Source organism: Paracidovorax oryzae ATCC 19882 (genome assembly GCF_000687165.1).
In the GTDB taxonomy this organism is placed as follows: Bacteria; Pseudomonadota; Gammaproteobacteria; order Burkholderiales; family Burkholderiaceae_C; genus Paracidovorax; species Paracidovorax oryzae.
Window position 1 is genome coordinate 183,252 of sequence record NZ_JMKU01000009.1, and the last position, 24,891, is coordinate 208,142.

Consider the following 24,891-nt stretch of genomic DNA (forward strand, 5'->3'; position numbering starts at 1 on the left):
CAAAAACGTATGCATTGGTTTTTTTCGTGGCCCAGCTGCGTATGCGACAATCGCAGGCTGTGGGCCGTTAGCTCAGTTGGTTAGAGCAGAGGACTTGACGGGGAGGTTCCTGTCCCCAGGCGACGGCCTGGGAATGGAGCGGCACCCAATGGGTTGCTCAAGGTAAGTTCGCTCTGCCTTGAAGTAGAACTTCTCAAATTCGGTGAACGCTACTGCGCGCCCTGCGCGCTATGCCAACGCCGAGCGAAGCCCTCCGCAAGGAGGGAACGTGTAGAGACTCGACGGGAAGGCCGAAAGGCAAGACAGAGTCCAGGCCACGAACCGGAAACGGGCGGCGAAAGCCGAAGTGGCACGCATAATCCTTTGGTCGCTGGTTCGAGCCCAGCACGGCCTACCACATACACAAAATCGTGGCGACCCGCGTCGCCCGACGCCGGCTACAGCCGCATGCCCCCTTGGGTGCCCCGCCACCGAGAAGCGGAGTGCTTTCGCGCGGGCTGATGGGGGCTGATGGGGGCTGCTGGTGGATGTCGATGCCGCCAGTGCGGCCAGCATCCGCGTTTCGCTCGCTGCATCACGGGTTCGCTCCGAAGACGACACGTGCGTCTCCGCTTCGATATGGTGCCGTTGATCTCCCAGCCATCGAGATCGAAGTCCCACTATCGGAAGGTGCCCATGAAAAAACTGACATCGTTTTTGTTCGCGCTGTCGCTCTCCTTCGCCGGCGCGGCCGGTGCCGCGCCCATCGCTGCCGGCAAGCAGCGTTTCCTGGGGTGCGCCTATAGCGCGCCGGAGGCGCAGGATTTCGCCAAGTACTGGAACAAGGTCACGCCCGAAAACGCCGGGAAATGGGGCAGCGTGGAGGCGGTTCGCGGCCGCATGGACTGGAGGGCTCTCGACGAGGCGTACAACTTCGCAAAGAAGAACCGCATGCCTTTCCAGTTCCACCAACTGGTGTGGGGCAGCCAACAACCAACCTGGGTGCGGACGTTGCCGCCGGCAGAGCAACGTGCCGCAATCGAGCATTGGTTCGCCTCGGTAGCGCAGCGCTACCCCGACATCGACTTCGTGGAAGTGGCCAACGAGATACTGCCGGGCCACAACCAGCCCGACGGCAGGTATCCCGACAGCGGCAATTACATGCAGGCGCTGGGTGGCGCAGGCTCTTCCGGCTGGGACTGGGTCCTGCAGGCGTTCCGGCTGGCGCGGCATTACTTTCCCCGTGCCAAACTGATGATCAATGACTTCGGCATCACCGGCAACGCCAATGCCACCCGCCAGTACCTCCGGATCATTCAGCTGTTGCAGCGCGAGCATCTGATCGATGCGATCGGCCTGCAGGAACATGCCTTTGAAACCGCTTACGCGCCCATGTCGCTGCAGCGCTCCAACCTCGACATCCTGGCGTCCACAGGCTTGCCGATCTACGTCACCGAGTTCGATCTGGATGGGCCGACCGATGCCCAACAGTTGGCCAGCTACCAACGCGTGTTCCCGATGTTCTGGGAGCACCCGGGCGTGCGCGGCGTGACTCTGTGGGGCTTCCGGCCTGGCCTGTGGCGCGACGCCGAAGGCGCCTACCTGGTCCGGGAGAACGGCATGGAGCGCCCGGCGCTGACGTGGCTGCGCAACTACGTGGCGAGCAGGCCGTGACGGGCCGGTGAGTGGGGCATGGGCCTGGGAGTGCCGAAGGATTCAACGTGGTGTTTGAATCCGTGCGCAGGGTCAGATCTTCCGTCCGTTCCAGATCCAGATGACTTTGCCCAGGACTTCCACCGCGTGCTTGCCTTCCAGTACATCCACCGTCTTCACGGTGGGGTTGTCGCTGCTGATCTCGTAGGCCCCGTCCAGCCGCTGGCGCACGCGCTTGATGAAGAGGCGGTTCTGGGCTCCCAGGACATACACGCCGTCCACTTCTACCGTGCGTACGCCTGCGTCCACCAGCAGTACGTCACCGTCCAGGAACGTGGGTTCCATGGAATCCCCATAGGCATGGATGAAGCGGAGGTTCTCGGGGGTGCTGAGGCCGCGCAGCGTCCTGCCGATCCATGTGGGGGAGAGCGTGAGACGGCCCACCATCACATCCTCGTGCGCCATTTCGCTGCCTGCACCCATGGATGCTGCATTCGCCAACTGCGGCACGGTCACGCTGCCCGATGTGGACACTGCGGCGGGCTGGCTCGGCTTGCGGTGCGCCGGGGCGGCGTGCCTGTCGCCGGTCAGCAGCCACGCGGCGGAGCAGCCGATGAGTTCTTCCGCCTTCAGGGCGCCGGCCTTGGAAACGCCCCGCATCTCCCAGTTCTTGATGTTCTGGGGGGACTCTCCCAGCAGGCGTGCGACGGCGGACTGGCCGGTCACGTCCTTGATCTCGGAGGCGGCCTGGTAGAGGCGTAAGGCGCTTTCGTGCATGGCGCGATTGTCCATCGATTAAACAAAATGTTGTTAAACAAATTGTTTGACCCCTGTTTAAACATGGTGTTAAATACAGGCATGGATCGAGACACCGGGGCTGAGGCCCTGCACAGGTGCTCCCGGTCCGCCCGACGCCCCCTTACCTCTGAAGGAATACCATGTACCGCAACGATTCCCGCACCGTCCAGGAAGCCTACAGCACCGCCGGCAACTCCTCCAACCTCCGTCTTTGCGTGCGCGAGGGGGCGTCCCGGTCGGATGCGGACCTTCTGGTGGCTGCCGGCTGGAGCCGCTCCCGCGTCGGAGGCGCGCTGCTGCGGCTGCATTCGGAATACGACGGGGCCGACCATTCGGGCATGCCGCGGTCCGACATGCTCCATGCTTCGCCCAAGGACCGGTCGCAAGACGTGGAGCAACGCCTCGCGCTCCGGCATGCCCAGGTGCTCGCCCGGCTGAAGACGCTGCCGCAAGTGCGCGAGCAACTGGCCGCGCAGGCGACTCGCTGGCGCATCGATGCGCCGCATTCCGTGGCTACCGCAGTGCTGTATTGGTGGTTGCAGCCGACGTGTTCGGCGTGCGAAGGCCGCAAGTTCGAGTCCGTGCCGGGTACGGCGCGGCTTTCATCCAGGGCATGCAAGGCGTGCGCAGGCACGGGCCTTTCCCGCGTGCCGCATGGCGAGGCGGGTCGCCGCATGGCCAATTTCATCGACGACTGCGTGCACCGGGCACGCCAATCCATCGGAAATCGCTTGCATTCCATCAGAAGCTGAATTAGAATTGCATCAGTCGATTGCAGGGGGGAATAATCCTCTTGCCCGACGCCTCTTCGTCGAACGCCCGCAGCAACTTTCAGGCCTCTGGTCTGGGTGGTTTGCGGTAGATCCTGAGGAAGGCGCACGTCCTTTTTTTGAAGCCCGCAGTGTTGTTGCCCTGCGGGCTTTTTCGTTCGCCACTAAAAAAGCCCGCGCAGCGTTTGCTGTCGCGGGTTTTTTTCATCGGAAGGTTCGCCATGCGAGGCATGAGATGCGCCCGTTGCAGCCCCGCGTGCTGTGCGTGCTTGCGCGTCCGAGTGTCCAGGTGCCTGTACTGCGGCGCCTCATGACATACGGCTTGCCGGCTCCGGCCCTGGCGTAAGCATCCCCGGTCGTCTCCCCCCGGGCAGCCGCAGAGCCGGCCAGGTTTCTCTTTTCGCGCAGTTCATCCACTTCCGGCCTCACGGCCATCTTCGCCCGACAGGGCATCCACCCGCCCGCGCAAGCGGGCTTTTTTCATTGAAAGGCCCAACATGGCTGTCTCCCTTCCCGACGGTGCAACCGTCGCCATCGCAACCGGCTACGGCACCGCCAAGGCCGTCACCGCCATCTCCAACGCAGCACCCGGCGTGGCCACCAGCACGGCGCACGGGCTGGCCAACGGCGCGTTCTTCGAGCTGAAGTCCGGCTGGCAGAAGATCAGCGAGCGGATCTTCAAGGCCGCCAATGTCGCAGCGAATGCGCTGGAAATCGCTGGCTCCGATACGGCCGACGTGAACCGCTTCCCGGCGGGCTCGTCCGCCGGTTCGCTGCGCGAGATCCTGGCCTGGACCCAGATCCCGCAGATCCTGGAGTTCACCACCAACGGCGGCGACCAGCAGTTCGCGAACTTCTCGTTCCTCGAGGAGGACTACGAACGCCAGCTGCCCACGGTCACCGGTGCGCAGTCCATCCAGATCGGCATCGGCGACGACCCCACGCTGCCTGGCTACCAGGCGCTCAAGGCCGCAGGCGAGTCGCGCGCGATCCGTGCAGTGAAGGTCGCGCTGCCCAACGGCTCGGTGATCCTCTACAACGGCTACGTGTCGTTCAACGAGACCCCCACCCTGACCAAGGGCCAGGTGATGCAGGTGCGCGCCACCATCTCCCTGCAGGGCCGGCCGGTCCGCTATACGGCCTGATCCAGGCCGGTGCCCCAAGGCCCTGCGGGGCCTTTTTTCATGCCCCGCCGAACGTATGCGGCGAGGGCCTTTTTTCCTTCTCCTGAAAGCACAACATCATGGCAAAAATCGTCCTGGGCAAGCGTCCCGAAACGTTCAAGCGCAAGGTTTCCTTCCCGATGCTCGATGGCAGCACGGGAGTGATCCACTGCGAGTTCTTCTACCGCACGAAATCCGAATTCGGCCAACTCGTCGATGAGATCACGGAGGCCGCGGCCATGCCCGTGTCAGGCAGCCCCGGCACGATCAGCGACATCCTCGGCAACGCCGTGCGCAAGAACGGCGACTACCTCCTGAAGATCGTGAAGGCCTGGGATCTGGAAGACGTGGAGGTCAACGCGGAAAACGCCACGCGGCTTGCCGACGAGATTCCCGGCGGTGCCACTGCGATCTTCGATGCATATCGCGAAGGCTGCGTCGAGGGCAAGCTGGGAAACTGACCCGCGTCGCGCGCGCCATGTACGAGCCCCCGGCCAGCGACGCCGAACTGGCCGCATGGGGGCTGGAGCGCAGCGATTACGCGGAGACAGCCACTGAAGTGTGGCCGGAGAACTGGCCTGTCTATGTGCTGTGGTCGCGCATCTGCAACCAGTGGCGCGTGGGCATGGCCGGGGCCGTCGCGCTGGACTACGGCGTGCTGTTCCATGAGCTGGACCGCGCCGGCCTGGATCCCGACACATACGACGAGCGCTTCCGCGACATCCAGGTGATCGAGTCCGAAGCGCTCACGGTCTTTGCCGAGAGGGCGGAGAAGGAGCGGGCGCGCTTTGGCGGGGCGGCATGAATTGCTGCGCCCGCATGCGTGGCTTGCCTCCGCCACCCGTTCCCGCACAGGTCCCGCCCTTTGGCGGGCTTTCATTTCCCAGGCCGCCCGGCTGCATGCCGCGCGGCCTTTTTTTACATGGGCAGGAGCTATGTCCGACAACACAGTGCAGGGCACACTTCAACAGGATGCAGCGCAGGCACTGCAGGCCCTCGCCAGCATGGAGGCCGGAGTCCGCGGCATGATCGAACGCCTGCTTCAATCGGAGCAGGCACTGCGTGGCGGCGGCGCGGCGATGGAGACCTACGGGTCATCGGTGGCTCAGGCATCGGCGGCCATGCAGGTGCTGCCCGTGCAACTGGCAGCCATGGCCGCCGGCCTGATCGCGGGACAGGAGCCGATCGCGCTCCTGTCGGAGCAGGCGGTGAAGCTGGCGGAGGCCTTTGGCGGCATCGCTCCGGCAGCTGCGGCCGTAGGGGAAGCCGTCGCGACGATGGTGAATCCGTTCACTGCGGCCGCCGCCACGGCAGTCGTTCTGACGGTGGCCTACCAGCAAGGGAAACAGGAAGCGGACGCTTATGCGCGCGCGATCGCCTTGTCGGGCAATGCAGCAGGCCTGACCGTTTCGCAAATGCAGGATGCCGCCAGTGCCGTCTCGCAGACCGTGGGCACGCAGCACGAGGCTGCGCGGGTGATCGCGCTGCTCGGCGAGTCGGGCCAGGTGGCGGCAGAGGACCTGCAGCGCTTCACCGAAACGGCGCTGCGCATGGAGCGTGATGTCGGCGTGGCGGTGGCGGATACCGTGAAGGCCTACGTCGAACTGGGCGAAAAGCCGGTGGAGGCTTCGCGCAGGCTCAATGAGCGCCACAACTACCTCACTGCCGCGGTGTACGACCAGATCAAGGCGCTGCAGGAGCAGGGCCGGGCTTCGGAGGCTGCCGCCCTGGCGCAAGGTGCATACGAGCGGGCCATGGCCGGTGTGGCCGACACGATGCGCGACCGCCTGGGCTACCTGGAGCGCGCATGGCTCGGCCTTGGTTCGACCGCCAAGGGTGTCTGGGACCAGATATTGGGTATCGGCCGGCCCGCTTCGATTTCCGAGCAGATCGCCGGGGTGCAGGCGCAGATCGAGCATTTGCAGCAACGCAACCAATCCATCGGCATCAAGGACGGCAAGCAGACCAGGGACTTGCAGGACAAGCTGGCTCTTCTTCAGGAGCAGCAACGGATGGAAATGCGTGCTGCCGAGTCGCGGGCTGAGATTGCCAAGGCAGAGAGGGCTGCGATCGAAGTCAGCGACAGAGCCGGCGAGGAAAAGAAGCGCAATGCATCCTCTTCCCCGCATTGCCCATCACCGGTGGCCGTCGCCAGAACGGAGCGCGACTGCTGCATGGGCAAAACGGCCGACAACTCCGCGGGCGCAGGGCGGAACATGGCTGCCGGAAGCAATACGGCAGGCCCTGGACTCGCTGCGAGCGCAGACATCGCTGGCGGCAGTGCCGGCAAAGAGCGCAACGGGGAACTCGAGAAGGCCCGCCGCGCATACGCCGCGCTCATCGACGAGGCTGGCAGAACCGCCAAGGCCATCGAGCAGCAGGCATCCGAGCTTGAGGCCTCCAATGCGCTGTGGGGCAAGGGAAAGGTCGAGATCGAGGAATACCGGCTTTCGCTCATCAAGGCAAAGATCACGGAACTGGAGTCTGGTAGCGACTCCAGCTATGACCCCGCCTACGTGGAGAAGCTGCGCGAGCAGGCCGCAGCCCAGGAGCGGAAGATCAACCAGACCCGCATTGCCGAGCACAACGTGCTCCAGAAACAGGCCGACGACATGCTCCGTTCGGCCGAAGCCAGCGTCGCCGCAGCCGAGCAGGAAGCCGGCCTGGCGTCGTTGACGGCGGTCGAGCGGGCCAAGATCGTCGCGCAGCGCCAGATCGAGGCGAAGTATGCGGAGAAGCTGGCCGATGTTGACCGAAGCAACGATCAGGATAAAGCGAAGGTGCGCGAAACCCTGGAAGAGGCCAAGCGCAAGGAAACCGAGGCAGCCGTGGCCAAGGTCGTGCGCGACGATTGGGCGAAGACGGCGGATCAGATCCAGCAGTCGCTGACCGACGCCCTGTTCAAGGGCCTGGAGAGCGGGAAGGACTTCGGCCGGCACCTGAGGGATGCGTTGAAGAACATGTTCAACACGCTGGTGTTGAGGCCTGTGATCAACGCGATCGTGGCGCCGGTGTCAGGTGCATTGGCGGGCGTTTTGGGTGGAAGCAGCGGAAGCCCTTCCGGAGGAGGAGGGGGCTTCAGCAATTATGGCGGCTTGATCGGCGCAGGTCTCCAGGCCTACGGTGGTTACACCGCCGGAGCATCGGCTGCCAGCCTCGCCTACGCCAATGGCGTGGGCCTGGCGGGCGGTGACGCCCTTGGGGCGCTCATAGCGGGGAATGGCGGCTGGACGGGAGTGGGAAGCGCTTTCGGCGGAATCATGTCGTCCATCGCGACGGTCATGCCCTATGTCGCGGCCATTGTTGCTCTGTGGTCGATTGTCAGCAGCCTGGACGACAGTGGCACCCTGCACCAGGGATCCACCGTGCAGTACAGCGCTGACAAGGGGTTCGAGCGCAGCGTGGAAGGCCATGCGTTCGGGGTGAACCTGGGGATGATGTATTCGGCCGAAACAGACAAGGCCGTTTCGTCCGTCGCCAAGGGCGTGGTGGACCTGCTCGACGGATTCGGCAAGGCCTTCGGTCGCAATGGCAAGTACGAGATAGCCACGGGCTTTGCCGACGACTCGTCCAAGGACGGTGCCTGGGGCACGCTGCGCATCTCGCGCGACGGCAAGGATCTCGTGAACTGGGAGGACAACCGTCAGAGCAGATGGGCTGCACGCGAATTCGCTGATGGACCGGAGGGGTACAAGCAATACCTTGCCGCGGTGGCGAAGGATACGCGCCAGGTGTTGCTCGACATGGACCTGCCGAGCTGGGCTGACCAGATCCTGAACGACCTCGGCACCGATGTGAACATGGAGGGGCTCCAGGCTGCCGTGGCGCAGATCGGCAAAATCGAATCGGTTTTCCAGACGATGTCGAGCACGCTGGTCGGTTTCGCGGGCATCAGCGACGAGGCGTTTGCCGCACTGATGAAGGTGGCGGGTGGCGTGGAGGCGCTGGGGTCCAGTGCAGCGACCTACTACCAGAAGTTCTACGACAGCGGAGAGCAGCGCGAGGCGGCTCGCAAGCAGATCGAGAAGCAATTGGCCGCGGCAGGAGTCCAGCTTCCCGATATCGATGCGTCGGATGCGCGCAAGCAGTATCGCAAGCTGGTGGAGGCCCAGGATCTCAATACGGAGGCAGGACGGAAGGCTTATGCGGTGCTGCTGCAACTCGCGGGAGCCTTCGATGCGGTGGCGGTGTCTTCCGAGGAGGTCGCACGCAAGCAGCAAGCCATCTCCGACAAGCGCTGGGATCTCGAGCAGCGCCTGCTGGTCGCCGAGGGCAAGAACCGCGAGGCGCTAGACATGCGCCGCAAGCAGGAATATGACGCGCTATGGAAGCTCGATCCGGAACTGGCAAAGCTGGTCAACCGTATCTGGGAGCTGGAGGATGCCGCTTCCGCGGCCGCGGAGGCCGAAGCCAGACGCAAGCAGGATCGCGAGGACGCCTATGGCCGCCTGCAGAATGCCGCCACGCTGGAGAGCGAACGCCTCAATGCGCAGCTGGAGTCCATCGATGCCCGGCGCAAGGCCATCGACACGCAGCGCGAACTGGCGCAGGAGTCGCTGTCGCTCGTCAATGGTGTATTCGAGCTCGTGCGCAGCAATGCCCGCGAGCTGTATGGGCAGGTGGGCGCCACCGCCACCATGCAGGCGGCGCGTGGATGGGCTTTCGTGGAGCAGTCGCTGGCGACGGCCCGCTCCACGGGTTATCTGCCTGACCAGGCATTGCTGCAGGAGGCCATCGGCGCGGCGCGCAGCGGTCTGGAGCCGGGCAACTACGCCACGCAGTTCGAGCTGGACCGCGACCGGCTGGGCCTGGCCGGCACGCTGTCGCAGCTGGAGGCCATCAGCGGAGGGCAGAAGAGCGTCGCCGAGCAGCAGCTCGCGGCGCTGAAGGGGCAGTCCGAAGCCCTCGATGCGCAGACCGATGCGATCAACCGGCAACTCAAGGCCCAGCAGGAAATGCTGGACTACTGGCGCCGGCAGATCGACATCGCGAACGGGACCTTCGATGCCACGTTGAGCGTTGCTGCAGCGATCGACAAGTTGCGCTCCGTGCTGGGCAAGGGCGGTGGCGAAGGCGCCTCTGCATCGCCTCCTGCTTCGGGCTCGGGCAGCGGCGGGGCCGTGTGGGGCGGCTCCAGTGGGGGCAACGCTGATGGCGGTGGCGCTGCAGCGACGCAGGCCAGGTACCGGCGCCTCCTATACCTGGGTACGGCAGGCATCGGGTACGAGCCGGTCATCGACCAAGCCCTGATCGCGCGGCTCGACAAGCTGTCCCCGCTGTACCACTCGTTCGACGGAACGGGCGACCTGGTCGGGTTGCTCAAGGCGATCAAGGGAGCTGGTGGAACGCTGGACGACCTCTCGATCCTGAGCGGCTACTGGGTGTCGGACTGGGTGAAGGCCGCCGCGTCGGTGGGGTTCCCGGCCTTCGACCAGGGGACGAACTATGTCCCGCACGACACCCCGGCCATCGTCCACAAGGGCGAGCGGATCATCCCGGCCGCCGACAACCGGGCGCTGATGGCCTCCATCGATCGCAGTGAGCAAAGCGGTGCATCCGCGCTGCTCGCTGAAGTGCAGGCCCTGCGCGAGGACAGCCGCCAGCAGGCGGGAGAGACGGCGCGCCTCAACGCCCGCGTGGCGAAGGTGCTGGAGCGGTGGGACGGAGACGGCATGCCGCAGCAAAGACAGGAGGAAATCGCATGAGCAAGCAGACATTGACCGTGGTGCGGCCTCTGGTGGTCACGCCGGCCATGCTGGTGGGCAGCAACGTGCCGGAGTCCGATCATCCACCCTGGTCGGCGGGCACGACCTATGCCAAGGGCGCGCGCGTCGTCCAGGCCACCGTGCACAAGGTGTACCAGAGCACGCAGGACGGCAACGTGGGCAAGGACCCTGCGGTGGACCCTTCGGGCGCCTGGGTGGAGGTGGGAGCGACGAACCGCTGGAAGGCCTTCGACCGGTCGGTGAGTTCGCAGACCGCGCAGGCCTCCAGCATCCAGTACCGGGTGCGGCCCGGGCAGGCCGTCACGTCGATGGCGGCCGTGCACATCACCGGGGCGATTCGCCTGCGAGTGCGCATGGTCGATCCGGCCTATGGCACGGTGTACGACCGCACCGAAGACCTGTCGTGGGTGCCGGCCGCGCCGGACTGGTGGGAGTGGTATTTCGGAGAACACCGGGCTCCCAGCCAGTCGGTGCTGATGGATTTGCCGAGCTTTCCCGGGGCGGACGTGCTGATCGATCTCGATGGCACGTCCGCCCTTGCCGTGGGCGTGCTGCTGCTGGGCCAGGTGCGGACTTTCGCGCTGGGCGTGAAGGCCGGCGCGCGCGTCGGCATCCAGGACTACAGCCGCAAGGAACGAACGGATTTCGGGGATGTGGTGGTGGTGGAGCGGGCCTTCGCCCGGCGCGCCAGCTTCTCGCTGCTGCTCGATGCCGCGGAGGTGGATTCCTTCAACGACTTCCTGGCCGAAGTGCGCGCCACTCCCTGCCTCTGGATCGGCTCTTCCCGATACGAATCGACCACGGTGTATGGGTTCTACAAGAGCTTCGACATCGTGATTTCCTACTACGACTACTCGGACTCCGAACTGGAGCTGGAAGGACTCACATGACTGACATCGTTTCCCCGCCGACCATCGATGCAATGCCGCCGGCACCGCAGCCGACGGACACGCGCGAGCAATTCAACCAGAAGGCGTTTCCCCACGCGGCGGCCCAGCAGACGCTGGTGACGCAGACCAACGCCAGCGCCGCCGCCACGAACCAGAACGCCATCGCGGCCAACGAGCGCGCCATGGCCGCTGGCGCGGCGGCCGCAGCGGCCACCCAGCAGGCAGACGCGGCGATGGATTACCGCAATCAAGCCAACAGCGCAGCCACCGCGGCCGCGGCTCTCCGGGACGAAGCGGTAGCCAGCGCCATTCAGTCCGAGGCCAGCCGCATCCAGGCCTCCAAGCTCAACCTGGGCGACAAGACTGCGCCGCCGGCCACTGACAACCAAGGCCAACCACTGCGCCCAGGCGCAACTTACTACGACACCACCCTGAGCAAATGGCGAGTCTGGGCTGGTTCTTCGTGGGCGGACGGGATCAGTGCGGTAGCCGGCGTTTCGAGCCTGAATGGTGAAACCGGGGGGCTTGTCAAGAACACCCTCGCAGGCTATGGCATTCAGAACTTCAAAATCGAAACGTCGGGTAATGCAGACCTGAATACGCTTTTGACTTCCGGGGTATACCGCTTTCTAAGCACTACACCCAATATGCCACCAGGAGCGGGGAATTCGGTCGTCACTGTTTCCAGGGGAGAGGACACCGGCAGCCAGAGCGTCATTGATTTCTCGACCGGAGCACTGCTGACAAGGGGTTTCCTTGATCAAGGCGGGGGCTCTGTTGTTTGGAGCAATTGGCGCCGTCCACTGTTGAGCAATGAAACCGCGGTTCAGGTTTCCGGAACATCTCTGGACCTGAGACTTGGAGCGTATTTCAAGGACACAGTTTCTGCCAACAAGATATATTCATTTTCCAATCAGCTTCCTGGCAGTTCGTTTGTTTTGGAAGTCACTCATACAGGTGGGGCCATTTCCTTTTTGTCGACGGTTTTTCCGGGGTCGGTGGCGCCATCGCTCACCGTCAATCGACGGCATTTGTTTTTCTTTCAATTGCCTTCCCTGGATAACGCTTGGCTTTGCTATTGTTTTGCAAATTTTCCGCTATGACTGAACTGGGCGAAGTCTGGCTTTGAAAGGAGTTTTGGTATGTACGTAAAAATAGATAATGGTGAATATCCGGTTAATGAAAGCGAAATCCGGACACGACACCCCGAGTGGTGCTACCCCGTCCCTTTCGAGCCGTGTGATGGCTATGCGTTTGTGCATCCCGCGGCCCCACCCGCACACAATCCAGCAACCCAGCGCGTGGAGGAAACCGCACCACGGCGGAACGGCGAGGTGTGGGTGCAGTGTTGGCGCGTGGTTTCGTTGCAGGAGAAGGAGGCCTCCGGCCTGCTGGCGATGGAGCAGGCCCGCCTCAACGCAGCGGTCACCGCCCGGCGTTGGGATGTCGAGACAAGCGGCATCACCCTGCCAGGCGGACTGCGCATCGAGACCGCGCGCGCAGACCAGGACGCGATTACACGTGTGCTCGTGAACGCAGAGGCTGCTGGCATCACGGAGGTGCGCTTCAAGGCGGCTAGCGGGTGGGTAGAGCTTTCGCTCGAGCAACTGCGCCAGATTGCCAACGCGGTCGCGCTGCATGTGCAGGCTTGCTATGACGCTGAGCACGCGCACCATGCGGCCATCCATGGCCTGACCACTCTGGCGCAGGCACTGGCATACGACATCCATGGGGGCTGGCCAGCATGACCCGCAGCACCGCCAACCCCCACCCCGGACGGTTCATGAGATTCGACCCCACCATCAACACCGGGACCATCGTCCAGACCCTGGTGTTCGTGGGTTCCGTGACGCTGGCCTATGGTGCCTACCGCGAGGACCAGACGCGGCAGGACGGACGCATTGCCCAGGTCGAGGTGCTGGCCGAAAAGGACCGCGAGGCCACCCGTGAATCGCTGCGCGAGATCAAGGGCCGGGTGGACGATCTGCAGCGCAGCAACCAGGACATTAAGGAGTCGCTGGCGATCCTGCGCGGACATGCGGTGGAGCCGGGAGGACGCAAATGACCATGGTGACTTCCGAGCGCGGCATCGCGCTGATCGAGGAGTTCGAGGGCTTCCGCGCCCAGGCCTACCGGGATCCCGTGGGCATCTGGACCATCGGCCATGGCTTCACGCGCGGCGTGCGTGCCGGGGACACGATGACGCGCGAGCAGGCCGATGCCCGCCTGCGGCAGGAGCTGGGCGAGTACGAGGCGGGCGTGGCGCGGGCTACGGGCGGCCGGGCCACGCAGGCGCAGTTCGATGCGCTGGTGTCTTTCGCGTTCAACGTGGGTGTCGAGGGCATGGCCGCTTCCAGCGCCGTGCGGGCGCACAACCGTGGCGACCACCAGGCCGCTGCGCGGGCATTCGCCCTGTGGAACCAAGCCGGAGGCAAGGCGTGGCCCGGGCTCACCCGGCGCCGTGCCGCGGAGGCTGCGCTGTACCTGGGCGATGCGCCTGCCGGCATGCCCCAGGCCGTCGAGCCCGAGTGCGCCATGGCCGAGAGCACGATCAACCGCGCAGGCGTGGCCGCAGGCAGTACTGCGGCGGTGGCCGCCATCGCCGAGACGGCGCGGGCGGTCAGCGACATCAAGGCCAGCGCGGACAGCCTGGGGGATTGGCTGCAGCCGTTGCTGATGGTGGCCGTGGTGGCGCTGTGCGCGTATATCGTCCGTGAGCGGATCCGCGTGCGGCGGGAGGGCTGGTCATGACCCCGCTGCACTGGCTGCTGCTGGGGAGCATGGCGGGCAACGGCTTGCTGGGCTGGGCCTGGCTGGGCGAGCGGGATGCGGTAGCCGCGGCGCAGGCAGAGGTGTCTGCCAGGGGGCGGCAACTGGCCGGTGCGCAGGGAGCCGCACAGGCATGCAATGCGGCCGTGGATGCCCTGCGCGCGCAAGCCGACCAGCGGGCGCATGCGGTGGCGGAAGCTCGCCGTGCGGCCGCAGTGCGTGCGCAGGCCCGGGACCGGCGCGCGGACGACATCCTGGCCCGGCCCGTGCCGGTGCCTGGCGATGCGTGCGCCAGCGCGCAGGCCCGCGTGCAAGCCTGGCTCCAGGAAAGGAGCAGACCATGAGGTGCATGCGGATGGTGCTGCTGCTGGCCATGGCATCGCTGGCGGGATGTGCCAGCGCTCCGCACACCGATGTCCTGCAGGTCCGTGTACCAGTGCCGATGGCCTGCCAGGAGCCTGTTCCCGAGCGTCCCGCCATGCCCACGGAGGCGTTGCGGCCCGGTGCTTCGCTCGATGACTTCGCGCGCGCTGCCATGGCGGAGATCGAGCGCCGTGAAGGCTACGAAGGCCGGCTGGCTGCTGCCCTGGAGGCGTGCCGCATGCCGTTCGCTACAGTTCCTGGAGCCATGCCATCGCCGGCGCCGCGCCCTGGTGCTTGAAAAAGTCACATGTTTCTTGGGAGGGGCGGATTTCTGTACTACAATAGCGTTCTGCTTCTGATGCGACGGACTTGATCCGAAAGGTTCAAAAAAATCTCTCAGAAGTTTTTGAAGAGTGGCAAAACATGCTATAATTCAAAGCTTAGCGGCTGTAGCTCAGCTGGATAGAGTACTTGGCTACGAACCAAGGGGTCGTGGGTTCGATTCCTGCCAGCCGCACCAAATGGTAAGCCTCGTGATGTCAAAGTCACGAGGCTTTTTCCATTTTCTGCCAGCTGCCGCTGGTGGTCGTCATCACCTGGAGCCGACCGATCCCATGAGCAAGGCCTTCACCAAGGAAACGGACAACGCCCCCGACGACGATGCGGAGTTTCCATCCGCGCCGCCGTTGCCCGCCGGCAGCAAGAACTACATGACACCGGCGGGCTATGCCCGGCTGCGGTCCGAACTGCTCGACCTGATGGACAACGAGCGGCCGAAGGTGGTGGAGGTCGTTCACTGGGCTGCGAGCAATGGCGACCGTTCCGAGAACGGCGACTACCTCTACGGCAAGAAGCGCCTGCGCGAGATCGACCGGCGCATCCGCTTCCTGACCAAGCGCCTGGACATGGCCGAGGTGGTCGATCCGTCACTGCACCATGGCAGCGACCAGGTGTTCTTCGGCGCCACTGTCACCTATGTGGACGACCTGGACGTGGAGCGGACGGTGACCATCCTGGGCATCGACGAGGTGGACAGCAGCCAGTCGCAGGTGAGCTGGGTGTCGCCCGTGGCGCGCGCGCTGCTGAAGGCGCGCGAAGGCGACGAGGTCCGGCTGGGGACGCCTGGCGGGCTGCGCACGCTGGAGATCCTGCGGGTCGAGTACCCCGCGCGGACGCCTTCCTGAGATCCTTCTTGCGCCCATTGGGGGCGTGAAGGGGCGCATGCATAACCGGTGCGCTGTTCAGGAGAGGCCGGTGGCGGCCTGCGCGTCCGGCTAGGGTGAGGGCAGGATGCGGAAGGCGCGCAGGACGGCGGTGGTGCGCCGCAGGTTGCGCAGCGCGGCCTCGACGTGCGCCTGGTCGCGCACGGCCACCACGAGGCGCAGGTCGGTCGTGTCCATGGCCTTTTCCTCGTCCATGTCCACATGCACGATGTCCGCTTCGGAACTGGCGAGTTCCGCGGCGATGCGTGCCAGCACGCCCTTGCCGTTGGTGACCGTCACCACGATGCCGGTTTCGAACATGCGGGTCGGCTCGTCCGCCCAATCGACGGTAATGAAGCGCTCGCTGTCCTTGTGCTGCAGCTTCTTGGCCACACCGCATTGGGCGTTGTGGACGACGAGGCCTTCGCCGCGGCCCAGGTAGCCGACGATCGGGTCGCCCGGCACCGGCCTGCAGCAGCTGGCGTACTGCACGGAGGCGTTCTCGCTGCCGTCCAGCGTGACGCCGCCCTGCGAGACGTTTTCGTGCGAGGTGTAGCGCTCGCGGGTCAGCAGCAGGGCGTCCGGGCGGTGGCCATGCTCTGCCATCAGCACCATGAGGCGCTTGGCGACGATGCCGGCGATGCGCTTGCCCAGGCCGATGTCGGTCATGAGCTCGGTGCGCGTGCGGTTGCCGGTGAAGCGCAGGAGCTTGTCCCAGAGGGCCTGGTTCTCTTCTTCCGAGGGCAGGCGTTCCAGGCCCTCGGCCCGCAGCGCCTGGGTGAGCAGCTTCTCGCCCAGGCCGGCGGACTCGGTGTGCGCGAGGGTCTTGAGGTAGTGGCGGATCTTGGAGCGTGCGCGGCCGGTGCGAACGAAGCCCAGCCATGCGGGGTTGGGGGTGGAGACGGGGGCGGTGATGATCTCCACCACGTCGCCGTTCTTCAGCTCGGTGCGCAGCGGGACCTGCTCGTTGTTGATCTTCGCGGCCGTGGCCCGGTCACCCACGTTGCTGTGGATGGCGTAGGCGAAATCGACCACCGTGGCGCCGCGGGGCAGGGCCATGATCTGGCTCTTGGGCGTGAATACGTAGACGGCGTCCGGGAACAGGTCCACCTTCACGTGGTCCCAGAACTCGGCGGCGTCGCGCGTCTCGTTCTGGATGTCCAGCAGCGACTGTAGCCACTTGGTGCCCAGGCGTTCGGCCGTGCTGCCCTCGGCGTTCTCGGCCTTGTAGAGCCAGTGCGCCGCAACGCCGGCCTCGGCCACCACGTGCATCTCCTCGGTGCGCATCTGGAACTCGATGTTGACGCCGGAAGGGCCCACGAGCGTGGTGTGCAGCGACTGGTAGCCGTTGAGCTTGGCGATGGCGATATGGTCCTTGAACCGGCCCGGCACGGGTTTGTAGAGCTGGTGGAGGACGCCCAGTGCGGTATAGCAGTCGGTCACCGACGACACGATGACCCGGAAGCCGTAGATGTCCGTCACCTGGGCGAAGCTCAGGTGCTTGGTGTCCATCTTCTGGTAGATGGCGTAGAGCGTCTTTTCGCGGCCGGCGAGCCGGGCCTTCATGCCGATGCGGGCGAAGGCGGCGTCCACCTCGGCCTGCACTTTCTGGATGAGGTCGCGCCGGCGGTTGCGCGCCTTGTTCACCGCCTTGGAGAGAGTGGCGTAGCGCCACGGATGCAGGTGGCGGAAGGACAGGTCCTGCAGTTCGCGGTAGGTCTGGTTCAGGCCCAGGCGGTGGGCAATGGGTGCGTAGATCTCGAGCGTCTCGGATGCGATGCGGCCCCACTTGGTGCGCGGCATGTCCGAGAGCGTGCGCATGTTGTGCGTGCGGTCCGCCAGCTTGATGAGGATGACGCGCACGTCGCGCGCCATGGCCAGCAGCATCTTGCGGAAGGACTCGGCCTGGTTCTCCTCGCGGGTGTTGAACTGCAGCTTGTCGAGCTTGGTGAGGCCGTCCACGAGTTCGGCGACCTGCGGCCCGAAGCGTTCCAGCAGGTCGGCCTTCGTGACGCCGCAGTCTTCCATCGCATCGTGCAGCAGCGCCGCCATCAGGGCCTGGGCGTCGAGCTTCCAGGTGGCGCACTGGGCTGCCACCGCGATGGGATGGGTGATGTAGGGTTCGCCGCTGCTGCGCAGTTGCCCCAGGTGCGCCTTGTCAGCGAACTTGTAGGCCTGCCGGACCTGTTCGATGCTGGCCGCGTCGAGGTAATCGAGGTTTTCGGTGAGCGAGGCGAAACTGGCGGCGGCCGCATTGGCGGCCGCCGTGGACGCGCCCGCCGCCGGGGTTTTGCCGGGGCGCGGCTCCGGGACGGAGGGTTTGATCAGTACCTCATTCATACCCTGAAATGTAGCGCGCTCGCGCCATGCCGGCCGGAGACGAAAAAAAGCACCGCCTGGCGGTGCTGTTGCTCGGGGCGCGTGGAATACGCCCAGGGGTGGCGGTCGGCAGGTTCAGCCGGGAACCTTCTTGAGCATCTCCAGGCCGATCTTGCCTTCGGCGATCTCGCGCAGGGCCGTCACGGCGGGCTTGTTGCGGCTCTCGATCTTGGGGGCGTGGCCCTGGCTCAGCATGCGCGCGCGGTACGTGGCTGCCAGGACGAGCTGGAAACGGTTCGGGATGTGCTCGAGGCAGTCTTCAACGGTGATGCGTGCCATGCGGATTCTCCTGGCGGTCTAGACGATATTGAGGGATTCGAAGGTGTCGGCCCGGGCCCGGCGCTGGGCTGCGTACTTGAGCCGCTGGGCGTGAACGACGGTTTTCATGTCGAAAAGCGCCCGTTCGAAAAGCTCGTTGATTATAACGAAGTCGAATTTCTCGGCCTGCGCCATCTCGATGGCCGCATTCTTGAGCCGCAGCTCGATCACGTCGGGAGCGTCCTCGCCGCGGCGCTCCAGCCGCGAGCGCAGCTCTTCCCAGCTGGGCGGCAGGATGAAGATGAGCACGGCGTTGGAGAAGGCTTCCTTCACCTGCATGGCTCCCTGGAAGTCGATCTCGAGGATCACGTCCGCGCCCTGGCCGATGCGTTCCTCGATACTCTTGCGGGAGGTGCCGTAGCGGCGTCCGTGCACGTGCGCCCACTCGATGAAGCCGTTGGCGGCGACCATCGCGTCGAACTCCTGCTCCGAGGTGAAGAAGTACTCGCGCCCATGCCGTTCCTGGCCGCGCGGCGGGCGCGTGGTGTGGGAGACGGAGGGCTGCACGTGGGAGTCGAGTTCGAGCAGGGCCTTGACCAGGCTCGACTTGCCTGCGCCGCTCGGCGCTGCCACTACGAAGAGATTTCCGGGATAGTCCATACGGGATGTGCGCGGGCTGCTATCAAAACAGGAGAATTATCGCTCACTCGATGTTCTGCACCTGCTCGCGCATCTGCTCGATGAGCACTTTCATGTCCACGCTGATGCGGGTCAGGTCCATGGCGGCGGACTTGGAACCGAGGGTGTTGGCCTCGCGGTGCAGTTCCTGGATGAGGAAGTCCAGCCGCTTGCCGATCTCCCCGCCCTTCTTCAGCAGGCGCTCGATCTCGTCGAGGTGGGAGTCGAGGCGCGTGATCTCTTCCGCGACGTCGATGCGGATGGCGAACGCGGTGGCTTCCGCCAGGGCACGGTCCTGTGCGGCCTCGGGCACCGGCACGCCTTCGGCGAGCGCCATGGCTTCCTTCCAGCGCTCCAGGAAGCGCTGGCGCTGCTGGTCCACCAGCTGGGGCACCAGGGGCGTGGCCTGGCGTGCCAGGGCGCGCAGTTGCTTCAGGCGGTCCTGCAGCATGGCGGAGAGCCGCTTGCCCTCGCGCTCGCGCGCCGCCACCATGTCTTCCAGGGCCCGCTGGGCGAGGGCCTGGATGTCCTCGGGGCTCCAGGACGCGGAAGATGCCGCGGAACCCGCGCACAGGCGCAATGCGTCGGCCACGGACAGCGGCGCGGCGGAAGGCAGCCAGGCACGGACGGAGTCCTGCGCCGAGTTGAGCTGCTGCAGCATGCGCGCGGAGGGCGGGGCGATGAGGCCCTGGGCCTCCGATTCGATGGAGGCGCGCACCTCCACCTTGCCGCGCTTGAGATGCTGGGTGACGAGGGCGCGCAGGCCCGGCTCCTGGGCCCGGAGCTCGTCGGGCAGGCGGAAGGAGAGATCCAGGAATCGGCTGTTGACGGAGCGGATCTCGATACCCAGGCGGGCGGGGCGGGCACCGCTGTCGGCATCGGTGGCGGAGGCTTCGAGCTGGGCGCTCGCGTAGCCGGTCATGCTGTAAACTGCCATCGGACTTTTTCGGTGATTGCTTGCGATCCGGCGATTATCCGGGTTCCTTTTCCCGATCGGGACGCGTCCAAGTTTTTTCGCGAATATGTCAAAAATCAAGCCGGCCCCCCTGCCGCCCGACACCATGCTGGGCGGCTACCGCGTGGTACGCCGGCTCTCCTCCGGCGGCTTCGGCGTCGTGTACCTCGCAGTCGATGCGGAAGGCCAGCAGGTCGCCATCAAGGAGTACCTGCCTTCCTCCCTCGCCACGCGCTCGCCGGGCGAACTGCTGCCCAAGGTGCCGCCCGAGAAGCTGTCCCTCTATCGCCTCGGGCTCAAGAGCTTCTTCGAGGAAGGCCGCGCCCTGGCCCAGATATCCCACGCCTCGGTGGTCAGCGTGCTCAACTTCTTCCGGGAGAACGAGACCGTCTACATGGTGATGAACTACCTGGAAGGCGCCACGCTGCAGGATTTCATCATCACCGCGCGCGACCTGAAGACGCAGAAGGTGTTCCGCGAATCGACGATCCGCTCGCTGTTCGACGAGGTGCTGCGGGGCCTGCGCATCGTGCACCAGCACAAGATGCTGCACCTGGACATCAAGCCGGCCAACATCTTCATCACCGACGACAACAAGGCCGTGATGATCGACTTCGGGGCGGCGCGGGAGGTGCTGTCGAAGGAGGGCAACTTCATCCGGCCGATGTACACGCCCGGCTTCGCGGCGCCCGAGATGTACCGGCGCGATTCCTCCATGGGGCCCTGGACCGACATCTACGCCATCGGCGCCTGCATCTATGCCTGCATGCAGGGCTTTCCCCCGAACGAGGCGCCGCAGCGCGCGGAGAAGGACCGGCTGTCGCTGGCCCTGAGCAAGCTCCGGGGTGTCTATTCCGACAACCTCATCGAGGTGGTGGAGTGGTGCATGGCGCTCGATCCGCTCTCGCGCCCGCAGTCGGTCTTCGCGCTGCAGAAGGAGCTGAGCCGCGAAGGCGAGCGCCGCTATACCAAGCTGTCCGTCGGCGAGAAGATGCGGCTGCAGCTCGACACGCTGGTGTCGGATACCAGGAAGAACGTGCAGAAGGTGGGCGAGGCCACGCGCCTCGGCGGAGGGGCGAAACAGAAATGAAATTCTCGGTCTTCCAGGTGAGCCGCCGCGGCGGCCGCGAGATCAACGAGGACCGGATGGGCTATTGCTATACCCGGGAGTCCAGCCTCTTCGTGCTGGCCGACGGGATGGGCGGGCATCCGGATGGCGAGGTGGCCGCGCAGATCGCGGTGCAGACGGTGTCCGCCGCGTTCCAGCGCCAGGCCAAGCCCGTATTGCCCTCGGTTGATGCCTTCCTGGCCGAGTCCCTGCTGGCCGCGCACCACCAGATCCTGCGGTACGCGAGCGACCGGGGCATGCTGGACACGCCCCGGACCACGCTCGTCGCGGCGGTGGTGCAGGCGGGCAGCGCGAGCTGGGTGCATTGCGGGGATTCCCGCCTCTACATGGTCCGCTCCGGCGAACTGCTCACGCGTACCCGCGACCACTCCTACATGGAACTGCGCAATGCCTCCCTGCCCGGCATGGACCGCATGAACCGCAACGTGCTGTTCACCTGCCTGGGTTCTCCGACCAAGCCCATCTACGACATCACGGGGCCTGTCGCGCTGGAGCAGGGCGACCGGCTGCTGCTGTGCTCCGACGGCCTGTGGGGCGCGCTGGACGACGCCTCCATCGCCCGCCAGCTCGGGAGGCTGCCGGTGTCCCAGGCGGTGCCGGAACTGGTGGAGGATGCCCTGCGCAGGGCGGGGGATAGCAGCGACAACGTCACGGTGGTGGCGATGGAGTGGGAAACTCCGGATACCTTCGAATCCACCCAGGGCATATCCACGCACAGCATCGGCGACGACGGCTTCGCGTCCACGATCCAGGCCGGGCCGTTCGAGGCCGGTGCGGCCGACGAGCTGGACGATCTCGACGACGAGGCGATCGAACGCTCCATCGCCGAGATCAACGAGGCCATCCGCCGCTCGGCCGCGCGCAAGGCCTGAAGCCGCGGCGCGTGCCGTGCCCGGCTCGCGCGGGACGGCCGGGTGCTGCCTCGGCGGGCGCTCCTGCGGCCCATTCAATCCCTTTCACACGCGGTTGCATTCCATGCCTTCATCCTCCCTTTCCGTCCCTTTCGAGCGCAGCGCGGGCCGCGGCGTCGATGCCCTGCGCCCCGTGCGCATCACCCGCCACTACACCATGCATGCAGAAGGCTCGGTGCTGGTCGAGTTCGGGCATACGAAGGTGCTGTGCACGGCCTCTGTCGAGGAACGGGTGCCGCCGCACAAGCGCGGCAGCGGCGAAGGGTGGGTGACGGCGGAGTACGGCATGCTGCCCCGCGCGACCCACACCCGCAGCGACCGCGAGGCCGCTCGGGGCAGGCAGAGCGGCCGCACGCAGGAAATCCAGCGCCTGATCGGCCGCAGCCTGCGGGCGGTGTTCGACCTGCATGCGCTGGGCGAGCGCACCATCCAGCTCGATTGCGATGTGCTGCAGGCCGACGGCGGAACGCGCACGGCCGCGATCACCGGCGCCTGGGTCGCCGCGCACGACGCCGTATCGTCCCTCATGGCGGGTGGCAGGATCGCCGCGTCGCCCATCACGGCGCCGCTGGCGGCCGTGTCGGTGGGCATCGTGCAGGGCACGCCGCTGCTCGACCTGGAGTACACCGAGGATGTGCAGTGCGACACCGACATGAACGTCGTCATGATGGACGGCGGCCGGTTCGTCGAAGTGCAGGGGACGGCCGAAGGCGTCGCGTTCACGCGCAGCGAGATGGACCGGCTGCTCGACCTGGCCGCGCAGGGGGTGGACGCCCTCATCGCCCTGCAGCGGCTGGCGCTGTCGGCGCCGGCTTCCGGCCTGTGAGCCTTTTCCCGAAAGCATTCCCACCATGAAACTCGTCCTCGCATCCAACAACCGCGGCAAGCTGGCCGAACTGCAGAGCATGTTCTCTCCCCTGGGCGTGGAACTGGTGCGGCAGGCGGACCTCGGCGTGGGCGAAGCGGACGAGCCCTTCCATACCTTCGTGGAGAATGCCCTGGCCAAGGCGCGTTTCGCCGCGGAGCACACCGGCCTCCCGGCGCTGGCCGACGATGCGGGCCTGTGCGTGGATGCCTTCGGCGGCCAGCCGGGCGTGCAGACCGCTTACTACGCCACCCGTTTCGGCTACGAGAAGGGCGATGCGAACAACGTGCGTGCGCTGCTGGAGCAGATGCAGGGCATCGCTTCGCGGCGCGCAGCGATGGTGAGCACGCTCGTGGCCGTGCGCAGCCCCGACGATCCGGAGCCCCTCATCGCCGTGGGCCGGGTGGTCGGCGAGATCACCACGGAGCCGCGCGGAAGCGGGGGCTTCGGCTTCGATCCGGTGATGTTCATCCCGGAGTTCGGCAAGACGTTCGCGGAGCTGCCCGCGGAGGTGAAGAATGCGCACAGCCACCGGGGACGGTCGGCGCAGCAGATGCTCGCGCTTATGCGGGAACGCTGGTTCTGACCCACCCCTGCCGCCCTGGCCCGAACGCCTTCCCCTCCGGCATTTACCCGTCTTCCAACGTTTCCCTTCCCGTGTCCATTTCCATCGTTCCTGCCGCCCATCCTGGCGCCGAAGAGGCGCCCGCCCCGCTGCGCGACGTGCGGCATTCGATGCGGCCCGGCGTCCTGAGCCTGGGCGCCCCGCCGCCGCTGTCGCTGTACGTGCACCTGCCCTGGTGCCTGAAGAAGTGCCCCTACTGCGACTTCAATTCGCATGAGGCGCGGGGCGGCGCGGGGGCGCTGCAGGAGCAGCGCTACCTGGATGCGCTCATGGCGGACCTGGAAGCCGCCTTGCCGCTCGTCTGGGGGCGCACGGTGCACAGCGTGTTCATCGGCGGGGGAACGCCCAGCCTGTTCTCGCCGGAAGCCATCGACCAGCTGATCGGCGGGGTGCGGGCGCGGCTGCGGCTCGAGGCGGACGCCGAGATCACGCTCGAGGCCAACCCCGGGACCTTCGAGAAGGATCGCTTCCGCGCCTACCGCGCGGCCGGGGTGACGCGGTTGTCCGTCGGCGTGCAGAGCTTCGACGACCGCTTCCTGCAGGCGCTGGGGCGGGTGCACGACCGGGCACAGGCCCTGGCTGCAGTGCAGGAGGCCGCGCAGGCGTTCGATACGTTCAACCTCGACATCATGTACGCGCTGCCCGGGCAGGGCCTGGAGGACCTGGAGCGGGACGTGGCGCTGGCGCTGTCGCTCCAGCCTCCGCACCTGTCCATCTACCACCTGACCATCGAGCCCAACACCTATTTCGCCAAGTTTCCCCCGGTGGTGCCGGAGGACGACCTGGCCTATGCCATGCTGGACCGGATCACCGAGATGACCGAGGCGGCGGGGCTGCGCCGCTACGAGATTTCCGCCTATGCCCGTCCAGGGCACCAGTGCGTGCACAACACGAACTACTGGCAGTTCGGGGACTACCTCGGCATCGGCGCGGGGGCGCACGGCAAGCTCAGCTTCGCCCACCGCGTGGTGCGGCAGGTGCGGTTCCGCGATCCGCAGCGCTACATGGAGCAGGCCCTGGCCGGCAACGCCGTGGCGCAGGACCACGAAGTGCGCAGGGCGGACCTGCCGTTCGAGTTCATGCTCAATGCGCTGCGCCTGCGCGAAGGTTTCGCGCTGCAGGATTTCATGGATCGCACGGGGCTGCCGCTCAGTGCCATCGCGGGCGCGCTGGACGAGGCCGGGCGCAAGGGCCTCATCGTGAGGGACTCCGTGCGTGTGCGCCCCACGGAGCGCGGGTTCGACTTCCTCAGCGACCTGCAGGAGCTCTTCCTGGCAGATTGAAGCGGGTTCCGGTGCGGGCCGTGGCCCGCGGTGCGCCGGATCAGCCGCAGCGGGCCGCGGTGATGCGGCCGGATGCGTCCACCTCGAGGTTGAGACGCTGCGGGTCGTATTCCTTGGTGACGATCTGCCCGGGGCGCAGCAGCCGTGCAAGTTGGGACCCGGATCGCACGCGCGCATCCTCGACCACTCTCGCGGTGCTGTTCTGGCCGATCAGGCCCTGGGCCGGCTGGGCGTTGCAGGTGCCGCCCATGGGGGCGCCCGTCGGGCCGACCGGGGCCGGCGCGGGCTGTCCGCCCCACGGCATGTTCGCCGTGCTGCAGCCGCCGGCGAGGAGTGCGAAGGCGGCAGTGGCGAGAAGGCTGGCAGTGGTGCGCATGGAAGGTGGCTCCGTCATCTGAAGGGGTGGTGCAGGGTGTCTGGTGCCGCCTGGCGAGATACGCCGGCCCGGCCGCCTGACCTTAGCGCAGAGGGCGGTCCGGGAACGTCACGAGCGGT

Annotated in this window: 25 protein-coding genes and 1 tRNA gene; 20 read left to right on the plus strand and 6 right to left on the minus strand. The window is 66.0% G+C overall.

From position 1 onward, the window contains the following. Positions 1–675 precede the first annotated feature (675 nt). A complete protein-coding gene (locus tag T336_RS0109385) occupies positions 676–1,653 on the plus strand; it encodes an endo-1,4-beta-xylanase (protein WP_051647105.1) in 978 nt (325 codons plus the stop codon). A 72-nt stretch (positions 1,654–1,725) separates the two neighbouring features. Here the strand turns inward: T336_RS0109385 and T336_RS0109390 are convergent, their stop codons facing one another. Further along, entirely contained in the window at positions 1,726–2,409 is a 684-nt protein-coding gene (locus tag T336_RS0109390; RefSeq protein WP_035208194.1) for a LexA family transcriptional regulator, read from the minus strand. 161 nt (positions 2,410–2,570) lie between these two features. Between T336_RS0109390 and T336_RS0109395 the strand changes: the two genes are divergently transcribed. From T336_RS0109395 to greB, 14 genes are all read left to right on the plus strand, one after another. Next, on the plus strand, positions 2,571–3,182 hold the full coding sequence (locus tag T336_RS0109395; RefSeq protein WP_026432341.1) for a hypothetical protein: 612 nt from the start codon (positions 2,571–2,573) through the stop codon (positions 3,180–3,182). Between the two features lie 515 nt (positions 3,183–3,697). After that, positions 3,698–4,345, plus strand: coding sequence for a phage tail protein (locus T336_RS0109400; protein ID WP_019702254.1), 648 nt, complete (start codon positions 3,698–3,700; stop codon positions 4,343–4,345). Between the two features lie 98 nt (positions 4,346–4,443). After that, complete coding sequence (locus tag T336_RS0109405; RefSeq protein ID WP_019702253.1) at positions 4,444–4,824, plus strand: phage tail assembly chaperone; 381 nt, start codon at positions 4,444–4,446, stop codon at positions 4,822–4,824. A gap of 17 nt (positions 4,825–4,841) precedes the next feature. Continuing rightward, positions 4,842–5,168: a DUF1799 domain-containing protein gene (locus tag T336_RS0109410; protein ID WP_019702252.1), complete on the plus strand. Its 327-nt coding sequence runs from the start codon at positions 4,842–4,844 to the stop codon at positions 5,166–5,168. Between the two features lie 130 nt (positions 5,169–5,298). Further along, positions 5,299–10,068, plus strand: coding sequence for a phage tail length tape measure family protein (locus tag T336_RS0109415; protein WP_026432342.1), 4,770 nt, complete (start codon positions 5,299–5,301; stop codon positions 10,066–10,068). Further along, complete coding sequence (locus T336_RS0109420) at positions 10,065–10,979, plus strand: carbohydrate-binding protein (RefSeq protein WP_026432343.1); 915 nt, start codon at positions 10,065–10,067, stop codon at positions 10,977–10,979. The genes T336_RS0109415 and T336_RS0109420 overlap by 4 nt, the downstream gene beginning before the upstream one ends. Further along, positions 10,976–12,082: a pyocin knob domain-containing protein gene (locus T336_RS26595; protein ID WP_156957824.1), complete on the plus strand. Its 1,107-nt coding sequence runs from the start codon at positions 10,976–10,978 to the stop codon at positions 12,080–12,082. The genes T336_RS0109420 and T336_RS26595 overlap by 4 nt, the downstream gene beginning before the upstream one ends. A 39-nt stretch (positions 12,083–12,121) precedes the next feature. Next, the gene (locus T336_RS26025) at positions 12,122–12,727 is read left to right on the plus strand and encodes a DUF4376 domain-containing protein (protein ID WP_084151395.1); all 606 of its coding nucleotides are present in this window, start codon (positions 12,122–12,124) and stop codon (positions 12,725–12,727) included. Between the two features lie 35 nt (positions 12,728–12,762). Then, entirely contained in the window at positions 12,763–13,044 is a 282-nt protein-coding gene (locus T336_RS0109435; RefSeq protein WP_035225600.1) for a hypothetical protein, read from the plus strand. Beyond that, positions 13,041–13,730 carry a lysozyme gene (locus tag T336_RS0109440; protein WP_026432347.1) on the plus strand — a complete coding sequence of 230 codons (690 nt, stop codon included), beginning with the start codon at positions 13,041–13,043 and terminating at the stop codon, positions 13,728–13,730. The genes T336_RS0109435 and T336_RS0109440 overlap by 4 nt, the downstream gene beginning before the upstream one ends. After that, positions 13,727–14,092: a hypothetical protein gene (locus tag T336_RS0109445; protein ID WP_026432348.1), complete on the plus strand. Its 366-nt coding sequence runs from the start codon at positions 13,727–13,729 to the stop codon at positions 14,090–14,092. Before T336_RS0109440 ends, T336_RS0109445 begins: the two co-directional genes overlap by 4 nt. A gap of 5 nt (positions 14,093–14,097) precedes the next feature. Then, on the plus strand, positions 14,098–14,409 hold the full coding sequence (locus T336_RS0109450; protein ID WP_026432349.1) for a hypothetical protein: 312 nt from the start codon (positions 14,098–14,100) through the stop codon (positions 14,407–14,409). A 145-nt stretch (positions 14,410–14,554) separates the two neighbouring features. Beyond that, positions 14,555–14,631, plus strand: a tRNA-Arg gene (locus T336_RS0109455). Between the two features lie 94 nt (positions 14,632–14,725). Next, on the plus strand, positions 14,726–15,295 hold the full coding sequence (gene greB, locus T336_RS0109460) for a transcription elongation factor GreB (RefSeq protein WP_026432350.1): 570 nt from the start codon (positions 14,726–14,728) through the stop codon (positions 15,293–15,295). Between the two features lie 90 nt (positions 15,296–15,385). Here the strand turns inward: greB and T336_RS0109465 are convergent, their stop codons facing one another. From T336_RS0109465 to T336_RS0109480, 4 genes are all read right to left on the minus strand, one after another. Next, entirely contained in the window at positions 15,386–17,653 is a 2,268-nt protein-coding gene (locus T336_RS0109465) for a RelA/SpoT family protein (RefSeq protein ID WP_019702243.1), read from the minus strand. Positions 17,654–17,767: 114 nt separating this feature from the next. Continuing rightward, entirely contained in the window at positions 17,768–17,971 is a 204-nt protein-coding gene (rpoZ, locus tag T336_RS0109470) for a DNA-directed RNA polymerase subunit omega (protein WP_011796632.1), read from the minus strand. A gap of 18 nt (positions 17,972–17,989) precedes the next feature. Continuing rightward, a complete protein-coding gene (gmk, locus tag T336_RS0109475; protein ID WP_013595881.1) occupies positions 17,990–18,610 on the minus strand; it encodes a guanylate kinase in 621 nt (206 codons plus the stop codon). Positions 18,611–18,653: 43 nt separating this feature from the next. Beyond that, positions 18,654–19,565 carry a YicC/YloC family endoribonuclease gene (locus tag T336_RS0109480; protein WP_019702242.1) on the minus strand — a complete coding sequence of 304 codons (912 nt, stop codon included), beginning with the start codon at positions 19,563–19,565 and terminating at the stop codon, positions 18,654–18,656. Positions 19,566–19,650: 85 nt separating this feature from the next. Between T336_RS0109480 and T336_RS0109485 the strand changes: the two genes are divergently transcribed. From T336_RS0109485 to hemW, 5 genes are all read left to right on the plus strand, one after another. After that, positions 19,651–20,673 carry a serine/threonine protein kinase gene (locus T336_RS0109485; RefSeq protein WP_013595879.1) on the plus strand — a complete coding sequence of 341 codons (1,023 nt, stop codon included), beginning with the start codon at positions 19,651–19,653 and terminating at the stop codon, positions 20,671–20,673. Further along, entirely contained in the window at positions 20,670–21,584 is a 915-nt protein-coding gene (locus tag T336_RS0109490; protein ID WP_026432351.1) for a PP2C family protein-serine/threonine phosphatase, read from the plus strand. The genes T336_RS0109485 and T336_RS0109490 overlap by 4 nt, the downstream gene beginning before the upstream one ends. A 103-nt stretch (positions 21,585–21,687) precedes the next feature. Further along, on the plus strand, positions 21,688–22,449 hold the full coding sequence (gene rph / locus T336_RS0109495; protein ID WP_026432352.1) for a ribonuclease PH: 762 nt from the start codon (positions 21,688–21,690) through the stop codon (positions 22,447–22,449). A gap of 25 nt (positions 22,450–22,474) precedes the next feature. Continuing rightward, positions 22,475–23,074, plus strand: a complete 600-nt coding sequence (gene rdgB, locus T336_RS0109500) for an RdgB/HAM1 family non-canonical purine NTP pyrophosphatase (RefSeq protein WP_026432353.1) — start codon at positions 22,475–22,477, stop codon at positions 23,072–23,074. 71 nt (positions 23,075–23,145) lie between these two features. Then, complete coding sequence (hemW, locus tag T336_RS0109505; protein WP_026432354.1) at positions 23,146–24,396, plus strand: radical SAM family heme chaperone HemW; 1,251 nt, start codon at positions 23,146–23,148, stop codon at positions 24,394–24,396. Between the two features lie 40 nt (positions 24,397–24,436). On the opposite strand, the gene T336_RS0109510 is transcribed toward hemW, so the two are convergent. After that, a complete protein-coding gene (locus T336_RS0109510) occupies positions 24,437–24,772 on the minus strand; it encodes an I78 family peptidase inhibitor (RefSeq protein ID WP_026432355.1) in 336 nt (111 codons plus the stop codon). Positions 24,773–24,891: the final 119 nt, after the last annotated feature.

Coding starts and splice junctions, on each gene's coding strand:
- T336_RS0109510 (WP_026432355.1), bottom strand. CDS start 24,772: ATGCGCACCACTGCCAGCCTTCTCGCCACTGCCGCCTTCGCACTCCTC.
- T336_RS0109385 (WP_051647105.1), top strand. CDS start 676: ATGAAAAAACTGACATCGTTTTTGTTCGCGCTGTCGCTCTCCTTCGCC.
- T336_RS26595 (WP_156957824.1), top strand. CDS start 10,976: ATGACTGACATCGTTTCCCCGCCGACCATCGATGCAATGCCGCCGGCA.
- rph (WP_026432352.1), top strand. CDS start 21,688: ATGCCTTCATCCTCCCTTTCCGTCCCTTTCGAGCGCAGCGCGGGCCGC.
- T336_RS0109435 (WP_035225600.1), top strand. CDS start 12,763: ATGAGATTCGACCCCACCATCAACACCGGGACCATCGTCCAGACCCTG.
- gmk (WP_013595881.1), bottom strand. CDS start 18,610: ATGGACTATCCCGGAAATCTCTTCGTAGTGGCAGCGCCGAGCGGCGCA.
- rpoZ (WP_011796632.1), bottom strand. CDS start 17,971: ATGGCACGCATCACCGTTGAAGACTGCCTCGAGCACATCCCGAACCGT.
- T336_RS0109465 (WP_019702243.1), bottom strand. CDS start 17,653: ATGAATGAGGTACTGATCAAACCCTCCGTCCCGGAGCCGCGCCCCGGC.
- rdgB (WP_026432353.1), top strand. CDS start 22,475: ATGAAACTCGTCCTCGCATCCAACAACCGCGGCAAGCTGGCCGAACTG.
- T336_RS0109420 (WP_026432343.1), top strand. CDS start 10,065: ATGAGCAAGCAGACATTGACCGTGGTGCGGCCTCTGGTGGTCACGCCG.
- T336_RS0109485 (WP_013595879.1), top strand. CDS start 19,651: ATGTCAAAAATCAAGCCGGCCCCCCTGCCGCCCGACACCATGCTGGGC.
- T336_RS0109450 (WP_026432349.1), top strand. CDS start 14,098: ATGCGGATGGTGCTGCTGCTGGCCATGGCATCGCTGGCGGGATGTGCC.
- T336_RS0109395 (WP_026432341.1), top strand. CDS start 2,571: ATGTACCGCAACGATTCCCGCACCGTCCAGGAAGCCTACAGCACCGCC.
- T336_RS0109390 (WP_035208194.1), bottom strand. CDS start 2,409: ATGCACGAAAGCGCCTTACGCCTCTACCAGGCCGCCTCCGAGATCAAG.
- T336_RS0109445 (WP_026432348.1), top strand. CDS start 13,727: ATGACCCCGCTGCACTGGCTGCTGCTGGGGAGCATGGCGGGCAACGGC.
- T336_RS0109415 (WP_026432342.1), top strand. CDS start 5,299: ATGTCCGACAACACAGTGCAGGGCACACTTCAACAGGATGCAGCGCAG.
- greB (WP_026432350.1), top strand. CDS start 14,726: ATGAGCAAGGCCTTCACCAAGGAAACGGACAACGCCCCCGACGACGAT.
- T336_RS0109440 (WP_026432347.1), top strand. CDS start 13,041: ATGACCATGGTGACTTCCGAGCGCGGCATCGCGCTGATCGAGGAGTTC.
- T336_RS0109410 (WP_019702252.1), top strand. CDS start 4,842: ATGTACGAGCCCCCGGCCAGCGACGCCGAACTGGCCGCATGGGGGCTG.
- T336_RS0109405 (WP_019702253.1), top strand. CDS start 4,444: ATGGCAAAAATCGTCCTGGGCAAGCGTCCCGAAACGTTCAAGCGCAAG.
- T336_RS26025 (WP_084151395.1), top strand. CDS start 12,122: ATGTACGTAAAAATAGATAATGGTGAATATCCGGTTAATGAAAGCGAA.
- T336_RS0109480 (WP_019702242.1), bottom strand. CDS start 19,565: ATGGCAGTTTACAGCATGACCGGCTACGCGAGCGCCCAGCTCGAAGCC.
- T336_RS0109400 (WP_019702254.1), top strand. CDS start 3,698: ATGGCTGTCTCCCTTCCCGACGGTGCAACCGTCGCCATCGCAACCGGC.
- T336_RS0109490 (WP_026432351.1), top strand. CDS start 20,670: ATGAAATTCTCGGTCTTCCAGGTGAGCCGCCGCGGCGGCCGCGAGATC.